General features: G+C 67.3%; 14 protein-coding genes. 4 read left to right on the top strand and 10 right to left on the bottom strand.

The window, feature by feature from the left end; all coding sequences use genetic code 11:
- Nucleotides 1–2: 2 nt before the first annotated feature.
- The 6 genes from JZ792_RS25075 to JZ792_RS25050 form a co-directional block, all read right to left on the bottom strand.
- Nucleotides 3–743: an ABC transporter ATP-binding protein gene (locus JZ792_RS25075; RefSeq protein ID WP_438804379.1), complete on the bottom strand. Its 741-nt coding sequence runs from the start codon at nt 741–743 to the stop codon at nt 3–5.
- Entirely contained in the window at nt 719–1,567 is an 849-nt protein-coding gene (locus JZ792_RS25070; protein WP_216914012.1) for an ABC transporter permease, read from the bottom strand. Before JZ792_RS25070 ends, JZ792_RS25075 begins: the two co-directional genes overlap by 25 nt.
- A complete protein-coding gene (locus tag JZ792_RS25065) occupies nt 1,564–2,622 on the bottom strand; it encodes an ABC transporter substrate-binding protein (protein ID WP_216914010.1) in 1,059 nt (352 codons plus the stop codon). Before JZ792_RS25065 ends, JZ792_RS25070 begins: the two co-directional genes overlap by 4 nt.
- Nucleotides 2,623–2,788: 166 nt before the next feature.
- Nucleotides 2,789–3,949: an ROK family transcriptional regulator gene (locus tag JZ792_RS25060; protein WP_216914008.1), complete on the bottom strand. Its 1,161-nt coding sequence runs from the start codon at nt 3,947–3,949 to the stop codon at nt 2,789–2,791.
- Nucleotides 3,950–4,159: 210 nt separating this feature from the next.
- Nucleotides 4,160–5,170, bottom strand: a complete 1,011-nt coding sequence (locus JZ792_RS25055) for an acyl-CoA dehydrogenase family protein (protein ID WP_216914006.1) — start codon at nt 5,168–5,170, stop codon at nt 4,160–4,162.
- Between the two features lie 48 nt (nt 5,171–5,218).
- Nucleotides 5,219–6,484, bottom strand: coding sequence for an ABC transporter permease (locus JZ792_RS25050; RefSeq protein WP_216914004.1), 1,266 nt, complete (start codon nt 6,482–6,484; stop codon nt 5,219–5,221).
- 217 nt (nt 6,485–6,701) lie between these two features.
- On the opposite strand from JZ792_RS25050, the gene purF reads away from it, so the two are divergent.
- Together purF and purM are read left to right on the top strand one after the other, a co-directional pair.
- On the top strand, nt 6,702–8,321 hold the full coding sequence (gene purF / locus JZ792_RS25045) for an amidophosphoribosyltransferase (RefSeq protein WP_405179444.1): 1,620 nt from the start codon (nt 6,702–6,704) through the stop codon (nt 8,319–8,321).
- A gap of 237 nt (nt 8,322–8,558) precedes the next feature.
- Nucleotides 8,559–9,632 (top strand): phosphoribosylformylglycinamidine cyclo-ligase, encoded by a 1,074-nt coding sequence (gene purM / locus JZ792_RS25040; protein ID WP_216914002.1) that lies wholly within the window; start codon nt 8,559–8,561, stop codon nt 9,630–9,632.
- A gap of 259 nt (nt 9,633–9,891) precedes the next feature.
- Here purM and JZ792_RS25035 read toward each other — a convergent pair whose 3' ends face one another.
- The 4 genes from JZ792_RS25035 to ygfZ form a co-directional block, all read right to left on the bottom strand.
- Nucleotides 9,892–10,107, bottom strand: a complete 216-nt coding sequence (locus tag JZ792_RS25035; protein ID WP_109525231.1) for a DUF3073 domain-containing protein — start codon at nt 10,105–10,107, stop codon at nt 9,892–9,894.
- Nucleotides 10,108–10,278: 171 nt separating this feature from the next.
- A complete protein-coding gene (locus JZ792_RS25030; RefSeq protein WP_216914000.1) occupies nt 10,279–11,229 on the bottom strand; it encodes an asparaginase in 951 nt (316 codons plus the stop codon).
- Entirely contained in the window at nt 11,229–11,939 is a 711-nt protein-coding gene (locus JZ792_RS25025) for an MOSC domain-containing protein (RefSeq protein WP_216913999.1), read from the bottom strand. The genes JZ792_RS25030 and JZ792_RS25025 overlap by 1 nt, the downstream gene beginning before the upstream one ends.
- 81 nt (nt 11,940–12,020) lie before the next feature.
- The gene (gene ygfZ, locus JZ792_RS25020; protein ID WP_438804378.1) at nt 12,021–13,136 is read right to left on the bottom strand and encodes a CAF17-like 4Fe-4S cluster assembly/insertion protein YgfZ; all 1,116 of its coding nucleotides are present in this window, start codon (nt 13,134–13,136) and stop codon (nt 12,021–12,023) included.
- Nucleotides 13,137–13,418: 282 nt separating this feature from the next.
- Between ygfZ and JZ792_RS25015 the strand changes: the two genes are divergently transcribed.
- Both JZ792_RS25015 and JZ792_RS25010 read left to right on the top strand, forming a co-directional pair.
- Nucleotides 13,419–14,339 carry an aminodeoxychorismate lyase gene (locus tag JZ792_RS25015; RefSeq protein WP_216913995.1) on the top strand — a complete coding sequence of 307 codons (921 nt, stop codon included), beginning with the start codon at nt 13,419–13,421 and terminating at the stop codon, nt 14,337–14,339.
- A gap of 240 nt (nt 14,340–14,579) precedes the next feature.
- Nucleotides 14,580–16,079, top strand: a complete 1,500-nt coding sequence (locus JZ792_RS25010; RefSeq protein WP_216913993.1) for a cytochrome ubiquinol oxidase subunit I — start codon at nt 14,580–14,582, stop codon at nt 16,077–16,079.
- The last annotated feature ends 25 nt before the right edge of the window (nt 16,080–16,104 follow it).

The raw sequence follows: 16,104 nt of genomic DNA, 5'->3' as shown, positions 1-16,104 counted from the left end.
TTTCACACGGCTGCCGGGGCGACGCCCAGCGAAGTGAGCAGAGTGCGGCGAATGCGCTGGAATTCCGGCAGGCTCGGATCGCGTCTGCCGGACAGGTCGACCGGGAGGTCGACCGAGATGCGGCCCTCGTCCAGGACGAGCACCCGTTCGGCCAGCGTGATCGCCTCGTCGACGTCGTGGGTGACCAGCAACACCGTCGGCGTGTGCCGCCGGACGAGTTCGCGCAGCAGTTCGTGCATCTTGATGCGGGTGAGGGCGTCCAGCGCGCCGAAGGGTTCGTCGGCGAGCAGCAGATCCGGTTCGCCGACCAGTGCGCGGGCCAGCGAGACCCGTTGCTGCTCACCGCCGGAGAGTTCGTTGGGCCACGCCCGTTCTCGTCCGGCGAGCCCCACTTCGGTGAGCGTGCGCACCGCGGCTGCGCGCTGGGAGCGCGGCTGACCGTAGAGCACGTTCGCCAGCACGCGCTGCCAGGGCAGCAGACGCGAATCCTGGAACACCACGGCGGTTTTCGCCGGAACGCTCAGCTGTCCGGAACCCTGCACGTCGTAGTCGAGTCCGGCCAGCGCGCGCAGCAGTGTGCTCTTACCGGAACCGCTGCGTCCGAGCAGGGCGACGAACTGTCCGGCCGGGATCTGCAAGGTCAGGTCCTCGAGTACGGTGCGGTCGCCGAAGCCACGGTTCAGGCTCCGCACCCGCACGCCGAACCCGGGCTCCGCGCTCACCCCGCGATGGTCCGTCGCCACGACAGCACCTTCCGCTCGAGCAGGCGGATCCCCGCGTCCGACAGCAATCCGAAGGTGCCGTAGACGGCCAGGCCGACCAGGATGACATCGGCCTGCCCGTAGTTCTGGGCGTTGCTCATCATCTTGCCGAGGCCGTCGATGGCGTTCACCGATTCGACCACGATCAGCGCCAGCCACGCCCCGGTCACCGAAAGGCGAAGTCCGAGAAAGAATCCGGGCAGTGATCCGGGGATGACGACACGTCGTACGAAGGTGCCGCGCGACACTCCCTGCACCTCGGACAGTTCCACGAAACGCTGGTCGATGGTGGTGAGCGAGGCGTGGGTCTGGATGTACATCGTCACGATGACGCCCAGGGTGATGAGCACGATCTTGAACGATTCGCCGATGCCGAGCCACAGGATCATCAGCGGAATCAGGCCGAGGGTCGGAATGGCGCGTTTGACCTGTACCGGTCCGTCGACGAGGGCCTCGCCCGTCCGTGAGAGTCCGGCGACGAGCGCGAGTCCGGTGCCGACGGCGATACCGATGCCGAGGCCGATGCCCGCCCGTTGCAGCGAGGCGGCGATATTCTCCAGCAGCGCGCCGTTGACAAGCAGATCCCAGCCGGTGGCGACGACATCCCACGGTGCGGACAGTTTGCGTTCATCGATCAGGCCGAAATGCGTGCCGGCCACCCAGGCGCCGAGGATCACCGCGACGCCGAGCAAGCGGGCGAACGGCACCGGTTTACGCAGTCCGAGTCTGCGCAGCGGTCGGCGTTCGACGAAGCCGTCGGCGACGGCGGGCACGGTGACGGCGGGGCGGGTCAGGGTGATGGTCATTGCGCCTCCTGGGTCCGATACGGAGCGGTCACCGATTCCGCGGCGACTTTCTCGAAGCGTCGGTCGAACAATTCATCGGCGTCGAAGGAATTTCCGAAATATCCGGATTCGGTCACCAGGTCGACCGTTTCCTGTTCCCAGGTGATGGCGGCGTTCCAGTCGTCCGGGAAATAGGGGCGGTCCGTTGTCTCGCGAATACGACGGCCGTCGTCGGCACTCACCTGCTGATCGCGCACGTAATAGGCCTGAATCCATTCCTCCGGATGTTCCCACGCCCATACTTCGCCGCGGGCCCAGAAACGGACGAATTCGGTGACCGCGGCGAGTTTCGCCGAATCGCGCAGCACGGCGGTCGGGGCCCACAGCACGCTCAGCGCGTCCACGGCCTCGGTGCGCACCGCGCCCGCGCCCTGGGCGGAATACTTCTCCAGGTATTTGGTCAGTGTCGGCTCGCCGAGGGGGGCCACATCGATCTGCCTGGCCTGGAGCGCGGTCAGGAACTGGGGGCTGTTGAGTTCGACCAGTTGCACGTCGTCGAGATCGATACCCGCCGCGCGCAGCGTGCGCAGCACCACCACTCCCTGGGCCTGGCCGGGGGAGAAGCCGATCTTCTTGCCGCGCAGGTCTTGGACCGTCTTTATCGAACTGCCGGGTGCGGTCGCGAGCTGGTAGTTCGGGGTTCTGCGCACCTTGACCCCGACGATCTTCGCGTCGAGTCCGGTGGCATGGGCGTGGATCGGAGGGATTCCCGCGTTGGACGCCACGTCGACCGAACCGCCGCGGAACGCCTGGATGACGTCGGGGCCCGCCTGCACGGCGGGCCAGGAGGACACGGTGAACGGCAGTTTGCTCAGTTCACCGGAGGCTTCCAGCGCGACCCGGGCGGTATTGACCGAAATGTCGAGGGAGGTGCCCGGCGGCACCGTGGCCGGGAGCGGGGCCGACAGTTCGGCATCGCCGCCCGAATCGCTCGCACAGCCCGCGCTCAATAATGTCGTTGCCAGTAATGTCGTCGCCGCGGCGAGCAGACCTAATTGCCGATGAATGTTTCGCACGTTTTCTTCCGGTCTCGAAATAATGGTGTCGGTGTGGTCCGGCTTCCCGACAACAATGACCCGAGAATTCGATACGGCCGCCCGATACGTGCATTTCCGCCATAGAAGAACTGTGCCGGAGCGCACGATGCCGGTCAATATTCGTTCGTATTAAAATAACCCTGAATCAAACGGCCTTCCGCTCGTGGACCGACAGCGGCGTCCGGAAGACGCCGTGCAACGCGACGGCGGCTCCCGCCATCTCCAGCACCCGGCCCATGAACGACGAGCAGCCGACCACGCCTGCCGGATCAGGACACAGCGCCGAATACTCGCCGACCGTGCGCAGATAGGTCGCCTCGACGCCGTCGACCCGGCCGTAACCGCGGTCCACGATCACGACCGCCTCGGGGTCGAGCAGGTCGATCAGTGTCGCGGCGACCCGGCCCATCGCGGCGGCCCGCTCCAGGAAGAGATCGCGTGCGACGCCGGGGCGGCGCGCGGCCTCGATGAGGCCCGGAATGGTCTCGGCGGCGGTGGTTTCGGCGGCGGGCAGACACGCGAGCGCGCGCCGGAGCAGACCGTGATCGGAATAGCGCTCGACCGTCGCGGTCTCGCCGTTCTCGCGGGGGCGCGTGCCGTCGATGCCGAGCATGCGGGTGATGGATCCGGCCGCCGAATTCGGTCCGTAGTGCACCTGACCGCCGACCGCGAACGCCGTGTCCACGACATTGCCGACGAACAGCACCACCGAACTCTCGGTGCCGCGCAATCGCCCGTACAACTGCTCGGCGTGCATCAATGCCCTGGTGTGGCTGTCCAATTCGGTCGGCAGACCGGTGCGGGCGGCCAGGTAGCGGCGTACCGGCACGTTCTGCCAGCGCAGCGACGAATGGTCGATCACCGCGCCGCCGCTCCGATCGACCCGGCCGCCGATCGCCACACCGAGGCCGAGCACCCGCCCGTCGGTCTCGGTGCGCACGCGGGCGATCTCGGCGGCGGCGTCGTCGAGGATGTCGTAGGGCGCGCTGGTCCGGTGCGGCACCTTGACGGTGGACCGCAGTTCGCCCGTGATGTCGACCACCGCGACGGTGGTTCTTGCCGCGGCGATATGCACCGCGAGCACCACATTGCCCGCGTCGAGCGCGAGCGGTGAATACGGCCTGCCGATTCCCTGGCTGCGGGTCGTCTCGGGCAGTTCGGTGAGCAGACCCGCCTCCACCAGCGCGCGCGTCTGCCAGGTGACCGTCGCGGGGGAGAGTCCCGCACGCGTCGCGATCACACTGCGCGGCACCGGCCCCGATTCGAGCACCGTCCGAAGTATCGCCCCCGCGCTGCTGTCGACCATCGCCGTCACCTCTTCACCGCCGCCGCCACGCCACGGTACGGAGCGAAGCGAAGCGTGCGAACCCTTCAGCGCAGCGTGATCTCAAGGATGGTCGGGCGCGCACGGCGGGATTGCCGGAAGGCCCGGAAGACTATGCCTTCGGCCTGTCCGCCGAGACCGGTAGCGCCATCGCGGTCACGACGCACCGCATCGTGCAGACCGAGGGGAGGTTCACCGCGTTTCGCCCGGACCGACGAGCCGATCGAGCAGGGCGGCGCGGATCGGCGGACGTGACCCGAAGACCAGGGTGAAGGCCGCCTCGCGGACCGTGCGATCGGCGATGCCGCCGCGCTGTGCTGCCGCGCTGCCGACCGCGGTGACCAGACCGGAGGCGGCGAGCACCGCGAGTTCGGAAGCGCGGGCACGGGCGTGCGCGATATCGGACTGGCCGCTGAGCGCGTCGTCGAGTTCGGTACGGATGAGGCCGGATTCGTGGACGAGCGCGCTCGCGTCGATGCCGCGAGCGTCGAGTTCGGCGCGGCAGCGTCGTACCAGACCGAGCGCCATCGACCCGTTGCGCCAGATCGCCAGAATGGACGAGGCGTGGAAACCGCGCAGCGAGAGGCGGTTGTCCACATCGGAATCCGGCACGAACAGGCCGTCGAAACGCAGGGTCGCGGTCCGGCTCGCGTCGACCGCGGACAGGATCATCGGTGTCGCGGCCAGCGCCGAACTCTCCTGCGCGGGGACCAGCACGCTGATCAGCGCGTGCGGGTCCGCCTCGTCCCTCGCCATGACGGCGAGCACATCCACGAGTCCCCAGCCGGTGACGAACGGCGCGACACCGTCGAGCACGAAACCGCCGTCCACCCTGCGCGCCGAGAGGTCGGCCCGGTCGTCGGCGCCCGCGTAACTGACACCGCAGCGCACCCGACCGCGCCGCAGATCCTCGGTGAGCCGGTCCCGCAGACCGTGATTCGGGGAGGTGGCGATGCGCCGCGCGGCGCCGAGATGCTGCGCCCACACGAAAGTCGTCGCCAGGCAGGCGGCGACCAGGGTCTCACCGACCTCGGTGAACGTGGCGAGGTCCAGATCGTCGGAGAGCGTGACGCCGTAGAAGCCGTTGGCGGCGAGCAGATCGAAATGACTCGGCGGGATCGCACCGGTGGCGTCGACGGTGTCGGCCTGCGGCGCCAGCACCTCGTCCGATAGTTGCCGCGCGCGTTCGATCCACGAATTCACAACTCACTCCTGGGTTCCGGACCGGCCGGGCCGATCCTGATACGCGGGTCAGGCGTGCACGGTGGAGCCGCGCTGTAGGCCTTTGGCATCGTAGTAACGCGAGATCGTCGCGCCGAGTACCAGACCGACGGCGAGGCCGAGTCCGGTCATCGTCACCGCGCGGCCGAGCCCGGCCTCGAAATCGGCGTCGAAATAGAAAATGGCGCGGATGCCGAGGAACACCTGGTGCATCGGTTCGAAATTGGCCAGCCAGCCGAAATACTTCGGGGTCGCCTCGATCGGGACGGTGCCGCCGGAAGAGGGCAGGCCGAGGATGACGAACAGGATCAGGTTCACCAGCAGGCCCGCCGACCCGATCGCGGCGAGGATCGACAATCCGGTGATCCCGACCGCGATGATGGCGAACGCCCCGTAGAGGAACAGCGCGAGCGGATTCTCGATCGGCATGCCGAGCAGATGCGCGATGAGCATGAAGATCCCCGAGACGATATTCGCCACCACGACGAGCACACCCCACTTGACGAGCAGGGTGGTGAACCGGGAGATCGGCGTCGGCGGATAGTGCACGAACCACGGGCCGTATTCGGTCGGCACGAAGCCGAGCGCGGCGTCGACCATGGTGTGGATGGTCATCGAACCGATCACGCCGACCAGGAGCAGCAACAGCGCGTAGAAGAAGGCCGTCAAGCCCTCGCCGGTGCCGCTCGGCAGCGGCCGGTACTCCTCGACGACGAGTTGTATCGGGCTCCGCAACGTCAGCACGGTCGCACCGGTCGGTTCCGTGGTCGAGCCACCGGGCTGGGCGCGCAGTTGGGCCCTGACCTGATCGGTCAACTGTTTGCCGACCTCGTCGTTCACCTGCGGGAACACCTGCGCCCCGACCCGGCCGACGATCGAGGTGGCGAAGGCGCCGGTCCTCGGATTGGTCTGCAACGTGATGATCGGGCGTTCGATATCGCCTGGCACCACGCTGGCGACGCCGAGGATGCCGAGCCGCTTGGAGAAATCGCTCGGGATGATGATCGCGCCGTACACCTTGCCGGACTGCATCTGCCGTTCGGCTTCGCTGATGCCGAGCACACGCAGGTCGATCTCGTCCTTCGGGACGGACCGCTCGATCCCGTCGGCCACCTGTTTGCCGAAATCGACGCGCTGTTCCTGGCCCGGGGCACCGAGGGTGTCGCCGACGTCCTGGTTCACCAGCGCGATGGGGAAATCGTGCAGATTCTCTTCGGGGTCGACGACGTAGGCCAGGTACATGGTGCCGAGCAGCGTCGTCAGCAGGGTGAGAACTATCACCGGAGCAAGGGTCATCCGGAGCCAGAACCGCGGCCCCGATCTCGTCGCCGCGCCCCCCGTAGTGCTGCCACTCCCGGTAGTAGTCACGGTCTCGGACGGTAACAGTCGAGGGGGTGGGATCGGGGCAGCGTCGCCGGTCGATTGCTACCCGAAGTAGACGGCGGTCATCGCCGATTCACTTTCACCCGTAGAATGACAATTGCCCCCAGCCCGCCCGAACAGGGAGCAAACGGTGACCAACGCCGACATGCCGGTCGACAGCGAGTGTCCAACCTCAACCCCTCCGATTTCCGCTACGCCAGTGAATTCCTCGCCGGTGGATATCGATGAGAACGAGCCACGCGAGGAGTGTGGCGTCTTCGGAGTGTGGGCGCCCAGCGAGGATGTGGCCAAGCTCACCTACTACGGCCTCTATGCGCTGCAACACCGCGGACAGGAGGCGGCGGGGATCGCTGTCTCCGACGGTTCGCAGATTCTCGTCTTCAAGGATTTGGGCCTGGTCAGCCAGGTTTTCGATGAGCAGACGCTGGCCGCGATGCCGGGTCATATCGCCGTCGGCCACTGCCGCTACTCCACCACCGGTGGGGTGACCTGGGAGAACGCGCAGCCGATCTTCCGCACCACCGCCGTCGGTTCCGGACTGGCGCTGGGCCACAACGGAAATCTCGTGAACACCGCCGAATTGGCAGGTCGCGCACGGGAACTCGGACTCGGTCAGGCCGTCAAGGGCGGCCGTGCGCAGCCCGCCGCCGCCACCTCCGACTCCGATGTGGTGACGGCGCTGCTCGCGCACGCCGCGGCCGATTCCAGCATCGAGCAGGCCGCCATGGAACTGCTGCCGACGCTGAAGGGCGCCTTCTGCCTGACCTTCATGGACGAGCACACCCTCTACGCCGCGCGCGATCCGCACGGTGTGCGACCGCTGTGTCTGGGCCGCCTGGACCGTGGCTGGGTCGTTGCCAGCGAGACCGCGGCCCTCGATATCGTCGGCGCCGCCTTCGTCCGTGAGATCGAACCGGGCGAACTCCTGGCGATCGACGCCGAGGGTGTGCGGTCCATGCGTTTCGCCAATCCCGAACCCAAGGGCTGCGTCTTCGAATACGTCTACCTGGCCAGGCCCGACACCACGATCGCGGGCCGTTCGGTGCATTCCACCCGCGTGGAGATCGGCCGTCGCCTCGCCAAGGAACATCCGGTGGAAGCCGACCTGGTGATCCCGGTTCCGGAATCCGGCACCCCGGCCGCGGTCGGTTACGCGCAGGGTTCCGGCGTGCCGTACGGGCAGGGGCTGATGAAGAACGCCTACGTCGGGCGCACCTTCATCCAGCCGAGTCAGACCATCCGTCAGCTCGGTATCCGGCTCAAGCTCAATCCGCTGCGCGAGGTGATCCGAGGCAAGCGCCTCATCGTCGTCGACGATTCCATCGTTCGCGGCAACACTCAGCGCGCGCTCATCAGGATGCTGCGGGAATCGGGGGCGCTGGAGATCCACGTGCGCATCGCCTCACCGCCGGTCAAGTGGCCGTGTTTCTACGGCATCGACTTCGCCTCGCGGGCGGAACTGATCGCCAACGGCGCGGGTACGCACGACAGCTACGACGACATGATCGAAGGTGTCCGTCGCTCCATCGGCGCCGACACCCTCGGCTACATCTCCACCGAGGGCATGATCGCCGCGACCGAACAGCCGCGCTCGCGTCTGTGCTGCGCGTGTTTCGACGGTGACTACCCGATCGCGTTGCCCGCCGAGGCCGCCATCGGAAAGAATGTGCTCGAAGGTGTGCTCACCGGGCAGTCCGAAGCCATGCTGCTGAGCGAGAACGCGAACGCGAGTGCGCTGAGCCGCCCCTGAGTCGAGCCGTCCCCGCACCGAACCGCCCCTGAACGGGGGTAACTCGGAACCGGCCCGCGTGGCCGGACCGGCCCATGGTTCGGTGCCGGGCTGGCACAATGATTTCCTGGTCGCGCACACCGTGGCGCGGCTCTCACGCAGGATCCTCGCTCGCGGGGAGGCGGGGGAGCCGTTATCCGGCTCCGGTAGCGTGAGCAGGCATCTATCCGCCGATTCGGTTTGGAGCTTTCCCCGAAAATGACTGAACAGACACCAAGCGGCGCCTCCTACGCCGCGGCAGGCGTGGACATCGAGGCCGGTGACCGCGCAGTCGAGTTGTTCGGACCATTGGCGAAGAAGGCCACCCGTCCCGAGGTGCAGGGCGGGCTTGGCGGATTCGCCGGATTGTTCGCCCTCAAGGGCGGTTACCGCGAGCCGCTGCTCGCCGCCTCCACCGACGGTGTCGGCACCAAGATCGCCGTCGCGCAGGCGATGGACAAGCACGACACGGTCGGGCTCGATCTGGTCGCCATGGTCGTCGACGATCTGGTCGTCTGCGGCGCCGAACCGCTGTTCCTCCAGGACTACATCGCCATCGGCAAGGTCGTTCCGGAGAAGGTCGCCGAACTGGTGTCGGGCATCGCCGAGGGTTGTGTCAAGGCCGGTTGCGCCCTGCTCGGCGGCGAGACCGCCGAACATCCCGGCCTGATGGACCCCGACGACTACGACCTGTCCGCGACCGGCGTCGGCGTGGTCGAGGCCGATTCGGTCCTCGGCCCGGACCGCGTGCGCCCCGGCGACGTCGTCATCGCCATGGGGTCATCGGGTCTGCACTCCAACGGCTACAGCCTGGCGCGCAAGGTACTGCTCGACATCGACCGGATGTCGCTGACCGGGCACGTCGAGGAATTCGGCCGCACCCTCGGTGAGGAACTGCTCGAGCCGACGCGAATCTACGCCAAGGACTGCCTTGCGCTGATCGCCGAGACCGATGTGCGCACCTTCTCCCACGTCACCGGTGGCGGCCTGGCGGCGAACCTGAGCCGGGTCCTGCCCGTGGGTCTGTTCGCCGAACTGGATCGCGGCACCTGGAATCCGGCTCCGGTCTTCAAGATGATCGCCCAGCGCGGCCGGGTGGACCGCAGCGAGATGGAGAAGACCTTCAACATGGGCGTCGGCATGGTCGCCGTCGTCGCACCCGAGGACGTGGACCGCGCCCTCGCGGTACTGACCGCGCGACATATCGAATGCTGGACCCTCGGCTCGGTCAAGAAGGCCAAGGAAGCCGACGCCGCGCGCGCCGTCCTGGTGGGTGAGCACCCCCGCTTCTGAGCGGAGTCCCCGTCCGCGCGGCGGGGCACACAGAGCGCGAAAGAACCCCGTGGGTGCTACCCACGGGGTTCTCTACGTTGCTCGGACCGGCCAGAATCCGTTGTCCCCCATATGGAGACGGCAATATCGGCATCCGCGTCCCGCACTGCGCGGGACACCGATGTCGTTACAGCAAGCCTATCGACGATCGTCCGCCTGAACGGTGTCAACGTCTGAAGGGGGAGGCCCGTCGGCCTCCCCCTTCAGACGTGAATCCGAGTCAGCGGCGCCAGTCGTCGTGATCGTCGTCCTCTTCCCAACGGGAGGAGGACGCGTCAGCATCGTGCTCATCGGACAGGACCCGACCACCACTCAACGGGGAGGTGGGGCTACCCGAAAGCTCGCGCTGAAGGCTCTGGAAGTCGGTCGGCGCAGAGCTGTACTTCAGCTCGCGTGCGACCTTGGTCTGCTTTGCCTTAGCCCGGCCACGGCCCATGGCTGACCCCCTCGCGTCACTGCGGGGCGGCCTGGGGTTTGTTGGCGGCCCCGTTCGAATTAATACTCTTCCTGACAGACACTTTAGCGTGTGTCAGGCGGTCGCGCTTCCAGGAGTGGGCGAAGAGCTCCGGAACGGCTGTCGTTTGCCAGGTTGTCGCCGTTGCGCGCGCTACTCGATGACGCCGGGAATGGCCCGGATCACACCGACTCTCGCCCCGCCGCCGAGTACCGCGGTGGCCGCCAGAACGGCGTGCTCATCGGTCCACTCGATTCCCATCCGATGCAGAATCGCCAGCGTCAGGGGCATTCGGGCCCGATCGTGACCGTCATCGATCTTGTACGCGAAGGCCCTTCCGTCCGGGAGCGCGCCCGCGTGCACGCCGTCCGCGCCGATCTTGCAGAACAGTTCCGGGGTCGCGCGCATGGCCAGCAAATCCGGTCCGTTGGTGCCCGAAATCACTCGGGGATTCGCCCGGATCGCCTCGGCGACGCGGTGTTGCGGCGATCCGGGGTCGGCGGTGGCCATCGCGGCGAAGGCGCGGGCCAGGTTCACCAGGGATACCGGGATGATCGGAAGCCCGCACCCGTCGATGCCGAGATCGGTCTCGGGTTCGCCGGTCAGGTCGATGACGGTGGCGATCACCGCCTGCTGGAGCGGATGTTTCTCTTCGAGGTAGCCGGTGGTGGGCCAGCCGTTGATGGCGCAGGTGGCGAGCATGGCGGCGTGTTTGCCCGAGCAGTTCATGAAAATCGGTCGCGGTGGTCCGGCCATGGCCTCGGCGCGGGCCCGCTCCTCGAACGGATAGTCGGGCGGGCATTCCAGGGCCGACTCGTCGAATCCGAACCGGTCGAGCAGTCGCCGCACCAGGGCGATATGGTCGGTCTCGCCGAAATGCGAGGCCGTCGCGATCGCCAGCTCCGCGTCGTCGACCGGGTCGAAACCGTTGCGCAACAGCGCGACCGCCTGCATCGGTTTATTGGTCGAGCGGGGGAAGATCGGCACGTGCACCTCGCCGAGCGCGTGCGTCGGCTCGCCCTCGGCGTCGAGGACGATCACCGAACCGCTGTGCACGCATTCCCGGAATCCGGAGCGGACCACCTCGACGAGTTCGACGCCCATCAGCTCGCTCCCGTCGTGGCGTGCCCGGCGTGCTCCTGCTCGGCGCGCTGGGCACGCGCGCGTTCGGCGTTCGCGTGCCGGCGGGCGTGGCGTTCGATCTGCATCCGCACGTCGTCGGAGATCGTCGGCTCCTCGGCGGACAGGGTGGCGAGCAGGTCCATATCCGTGCCGTTGAACAGGTCGCGGACGGTGATGCCGTGTCGCGGGGTGTGGACGACGACCACCGGATCGTCGGCGGCGATCGTCCCCTTGCGCAAAACCCGGAGGTAGGCCCCGGTGTCGCTGCGCAGGGTGAACCGTTTGACCCAGTGCTCCTCGCCGGACCAGTGCCCGAAGGTGGCGCACGGAACGCGCGGCGCGCTGACCTCGAGCAGGGTTTCGCCGATCGCCCAGCGCGCGCCGAGTACCGCGTCGCTGACCGCGAGCCCGTCGATGCGCAGGTTCTCGCCGAACCAGCCCGCGGGCAGTTCACGTCCGAGTTCCTCGCCCCAGCGTCGCGCGTCCTGTTCGGCGTAGGCGTACACCGCCTGGTTCAGGCCGCCGTGATGTTCGGTATCGCAGACGTGATCGCCTTCGAGCCCGAGCGCGCGCACCTCGACCCGGCCCGGTCGCGGGCGTTTGTCGATCGCGGTCCGGCCGATCCTGGTCGGCATCTCGAGTTCGGCGTGCACGGTGCACACCGCCAGCACGCGGGGGATTTCATCGGACATCGGCCCGGACCCTCTCGTCACACGATCGCTGAAGGGGACGCCGGGCCCCCTCAGCGCCACTGTCGCGGCGCACCGGGGGGTTCATCGCCCACGTAGCCGGTCGATGGCGAGTCTGCCCGCCTGCGGGGCGTCGTCGTCGGGTACCGAATCCGGATCGATGGCCGCGGCCGCCGAACCCGCCGTGAGCGGGGTGTCGGCGGGAATGCTCCGCTTGACCAGGGCCAAGGCGATCGGACCGAATTCGTAGTGGTCGATGACGGTGCCGACCCGGCCGATGGTCCTGCCGCCAGCGGTGACGTCGTCGCCGACAGCCGGGCGCTCGTCCGCCGAGCCGTCCAGGTGCAGGAGTACGAGGTTGCGCGGTGGTTTGCCGAGGTTGTGCACCCGGGCCACCGTCTCCTGGCCTCGATAACAGCCCTTGTCCAAGTGGACCGCGCCGAATTCGGTGACGCCGCCGATCCAGCGCGCTTCGTGGGGAATGGTGCGTTCGTCGGTGTCGAGGCCGATCCTGGGCCGAACGGCCGCGACGCGCAGCGCTTCGAAGGCCCACATGCCCGCCGGTTCGGCGCCCGCGTCGGTCAGCCGCGACCACCAGGCAGCGAGCCGTTCGCGCGGGACGATCAGATCGAAGGAGTCGGCGCTCGGCCACGGCATCCGGCGCAGGAAACCGCCGCCCTCGAGCGGCACGGCCTCGTAGACGCCGGGCAGTTCGTCCAGGCCGAGCGTTTCGGTCAGCGCCGTCACCCGGGGGCCGAGCAGGCTCAGCACCGCGTGATCGCTCGCCTCGGCCGGTTTCGCGTCGGCCCAGAAGACCATCTTGCTCAGGAAGGACAGCAGTTCGGGGCCGCGGTCGGCCTCCGTGTCGATCCACACCGTCGCGTCGAGATCGGTGAGGACGAAATGGTGCAGTACCCGGCCGTTGAGATCGAGATCGAGATTCTCCGCGGAGTGCCGGTCGCCGAGATTCGCGACGTGCTGGCTGGTGATGGTGTGCAACCAGCTGAGCCGTTCGGCGCCGGTGATGTTCAGGACGAAGCGGTGCGACCGATCCACGATCGCGACCCGCTCGGCGGCGGCCTTCTGCTCCCCGAACGGATCACCGTAATGCCACGCGACCGCGGCATCGGGCGAACCGGGCGTACCCGGGACAGCGCCCGAGACGGAAAGGATGGGGCTGGGCACGACATCCACCGACACATCAACCACTGTAGGCGTCCGCGGGTCGGTCCGCTGAGAAGACCCTCCCGCATCCGGTCAGCAAATGGCACGGCGGCGGCTCACCGGGGTATTCGGGATATCGCGCGTGTCGCGTGGTCTCCGTGACGCTCGGCGCGTATCAGCCACGCCGCCCGTGGATTTCGTGTGATCAAGGTGACGCCAGGGACATCTGGGGATCGAAACGCCGCGCACCGGGCGAATAACCGGATGACTGCGTCCCGCTTGAAGACGTGGGGAGCCTCACTGGCCTACGCTCATCGCATGGTAGATCGGGTTCTTGTAACACTCGACGGCGTGGTCCGAGATGCGGACGCGCCGTTACTGTTTGCCGACGACATCGGGGTGCTGCGCGGCGATGGCGTTTTCGAGACGGTGCTGGTGCGCGGCGGGTCCGCCTGCGCGATCGAATTCCACCTCGGAAGACTGCGCCGTTCGGTCCAGGCACTGGACCTACCCGAACCCGAACTCGGCCGTTGGCGCGAGGCGGTGGAGATCGCGGCCAAGGAGTGGGGCTCCGATCGCGAGGGCATGATGCGGCTGGTGCTCACCCGCGGTCGTGACACCGAATTCTCCGGCGGGCGCTCCAGCGTCACCTCCGGGGATCTCGCCGCCGCGGTGCCCGTCCCCACCTCCTACGTGCTCGTCCTTCCGGTACCGGAACGGGTGGAGCAGGCCAGGACCGATGGGATCAAGGTCGTCAGCCTGTCGCGCGGCATCTCGATCGATCTCGCCCAGGCCGCGCCGTGGCAGTTGCTCGGCGCGAAAACCCTGTCCTACGCGACGAATATGGCCGCGCTGCGTTTCGCGCACCGCATGGGCGCCGACGACGTGATCTTCACCAGCACCGAGAACCGGGTGCTCGAAGGTCCGCGCTCGACGGTGGTGATCGCGCGGGACAAGACCCTGATCACCCCGCCCGCCAAGAACGGTGTGCTGCCGGGCGTCACCCAGCGCGCGCTGTACATCGAAGCGGAGCGGGCGGGGTGGGAATGCAAATACAGCCAGTTGTTCACCGCCGATCTGCTCACCTGCGACAGCATCTGGATGCTGTCGAGTATCACCCTGGCGGCGCGGGTCAATTCGCTCGACGGGCTGCGAATGATGGCGCCGGACAACGCGCAGGAGATCATCGAACTGGTCGACAGGTCGGTCGAGCGCGCGGGCGCCATCGGCGACTGGTGAACCCGGGGTGCGGGCGAGCCCCGGTTCGGCACCTGGAACGGGGCTTACGCACGGTGTGGGCGGCGACACGGTCGATCGGTGGCGTGTCGTGAGTTGAACCACGTTGCGGCGTCATCCCTCCGGCCTATGATTACTACGTCATGTCGTAGATCGCCAGGAGGGTCGTATGAGCGAACGCAATCAGCGAATGTGCCCACGTCCGACGCCTGTGCTCGATCCGAGTGACGGCGAGGCAGGCGCATGAGCGTCCTCGACCTCTCGCGGTGGCAATTCGGCATCACCACCGTCTATCACTTCATCCTGGTTCCCCTCACCATCGGGCTCGCGCCGTTGGTCGCGGCCATGCAGACCGCGTGGGTCGTCACCGGCAAGGACCACTGGTACCGGCTGACCAAATTCTTCGGCAAACTCTTCCTGATCAATTTCGCCCTCGGCGTCGCGACGGGCATCGTGCAGGAATTCCAGTTCGGGATGAACTGGAGCGAATACTCCCGCTTCGTCGGCGACGTCTTCGGCGCACCGCTGGCGCTGGAGGCCCTCGTCGCCTTCTTCCTCGAATCGACCTTCCTCGGCCTGTGGATATTCGGGTGGACCCGACTGCCGAAACTGCTGCACCTGGCAGCCATCTGGATGGTCGCGATCGGCGTGAACGCCTCGGCCTATTTCATCGTCGCCGCCAACTCGTTCATGCAGCATCCGGTCGGCGCGCGGTACAACCCGGAACGCGGACGCGCCGAACTCACCAGCATCTGGGAAGTTCTCACCAACAACACCACCCTCGCGGCGTTCCCCCACGTCGTCGCGGGCGCGTTCCTCACCGCGGGCACCTTCGTCGCGGGCATCGCCGGGTGGTGGATGGTGCGCAACGCGCGCAGCGGCGACGAGACGCGTATCGCCGAGGCGCGCACGATGTGGCGTTCGGGCGGGCGCGTCGGTATGTGGGTGATCGTGGTGTCGGGTGTCGCGCTGTTCTTCACCGGCGATATCCAGGGCAAGCTGATGTTCGAACAGCAGCCGATGAAGATGGCGTCGGCGGAATCGTTGTGCCACACCGCGACCGATCCGGATTTCTCTGTACTGACGGTGGGCACGCACAACAACTGCGACAGCGTCACCCACGTCATCGAAGTCCCGTACGTGCTGCCCTATCTCGCCGAAGGGAAATTCAGCGGCGTCACCCTCGAGGGTGTCCAGGATCTCCAACAGGCCTACGTCGAGAAATTCGGGCCCGGCGACTATCGGCCGAATCTGTTCGTCACCTACTGGTCGTTCCGCGCCATGATCGGGCTGTCCGCGGGCGCGATCCTGCTGTGGCTGGTCGGCATGTGGCTGACGAGAGGCGGGCGGATCACCGATAAACGCTGGTACTCGTGGCTGTGCCTGATCGCCATCCCGACGCCGTTCCTGGCCAACAGCGCGGGCTGGGTCTTCACCGAGATGGGCCGTCAGCCCTGGGTGGTCGTCCCGAATCCGACCGGCGACCAGAATCTGCGGCTGATGGTGCAGGACGGCGTCTCCGATCACGCGTCGGGCACCGTCATCACCTCGCTGGTGGTTTTGACGCTGCTCTACGGCGCGCTCGCGGTGGTGTGGTTCTACCTCATGCGCCGCTATGTGATCGCGGGTCCGGAAGAAGCGCCGAGTGCCGCCCCACCCGGCGGCCCCGATGACCCCGACGACACCCCCGGCAGACATCGCGCGGAAGAACCTGCCGTCGAACAGCTTTCGTTCGCCTACTGATGCCGACCCCCGGCCATCGTCCTAG

Origin of the sequence: Nocardia noduli (assembly GCF_019038455.1) — a bacterium.
GTDB lineage: Bacteria > Actinomycetota > Actinomycetes > Mycobacteriales > Mycobacteriaceae > Nocardia > Nocardia noduli.
The sequence above is the reverse complement of the archived record's forward strand: the minus strand, read 5'-3'. Positions and strand labels throughout refer to the sequence as shown.

What these genes read in the sequence shown, in the direction of transcription:
- JZ792_RS25035 (WP_109525231.1), bottom strand. Translation starts at nt 10,107, where the DNA reads ATGGGCCGTGGCCGGGCTAAGGCAAAGCAGACCAAGGTCGCACGCGAG.
- JZ792_RS25025 (WP_216913999.1), bottom strand. Translation starts at nt 11,939, where the DNA reads ATGTCCGATGAAATCCCCCGCGTGCTGGCGGTGTGCACCGTGCACGCC.
- purM (WP_216914002.1), top strand. Translation starts at nt 8,559, where the DNA reads ATGACTGAACAGACACCAAGCGGCGCCTCCTACGCCGCGGCAGGCGTG.
- JZ792_RS25030 (WP_216914000.1), bottom strand. Translation starts at nt 11,229, where the DNA reads ATGGGCGTCGAACTCGTCGAGGTGGTCCGCTCCGGATTCCGGGAATGC.
- JZ792_RS25060 (WP_216914008.1), bottom strand. Translation starts at nt 3,949, where the DNA reads ATGGTCGACAGCAGCGCGGGGGCGATACTTCGGACGGTGCTCGAATCG.
- JZ792_RS25010 (WP_216913993.1), top strand. Translation starts at nt 14,580, where the DNA reads ATGAGCGTCCTCGACCTCTCGCGGTGGCAATTCGGCATCACCACCGTC.
- JZ792_RS25070 (WP_216914012.1), bottom strand. Translation starts at nt 1,567, where the DNA reads ATGACCATCACCCTGACCCGCCCCGCCGTCACCGTGCCCGCCGTCGCC.
- JZ792_RS25050 (WP_216914004.1), bottom strand. Translation starts at nt 6,484, where the DNA reads ATGACCCTTGCTCCGGTGATAGTTCTCACCCTGCTGACGACGCTGCTC.
- JZ792_RS25015 (WP_216913995.1), top strand. Translation starts at nt 13,419, where the DNA reads ATGGTAGATCGGGTTCTTGTAACACTCGACGGCGTGGTCCGAGATGCG.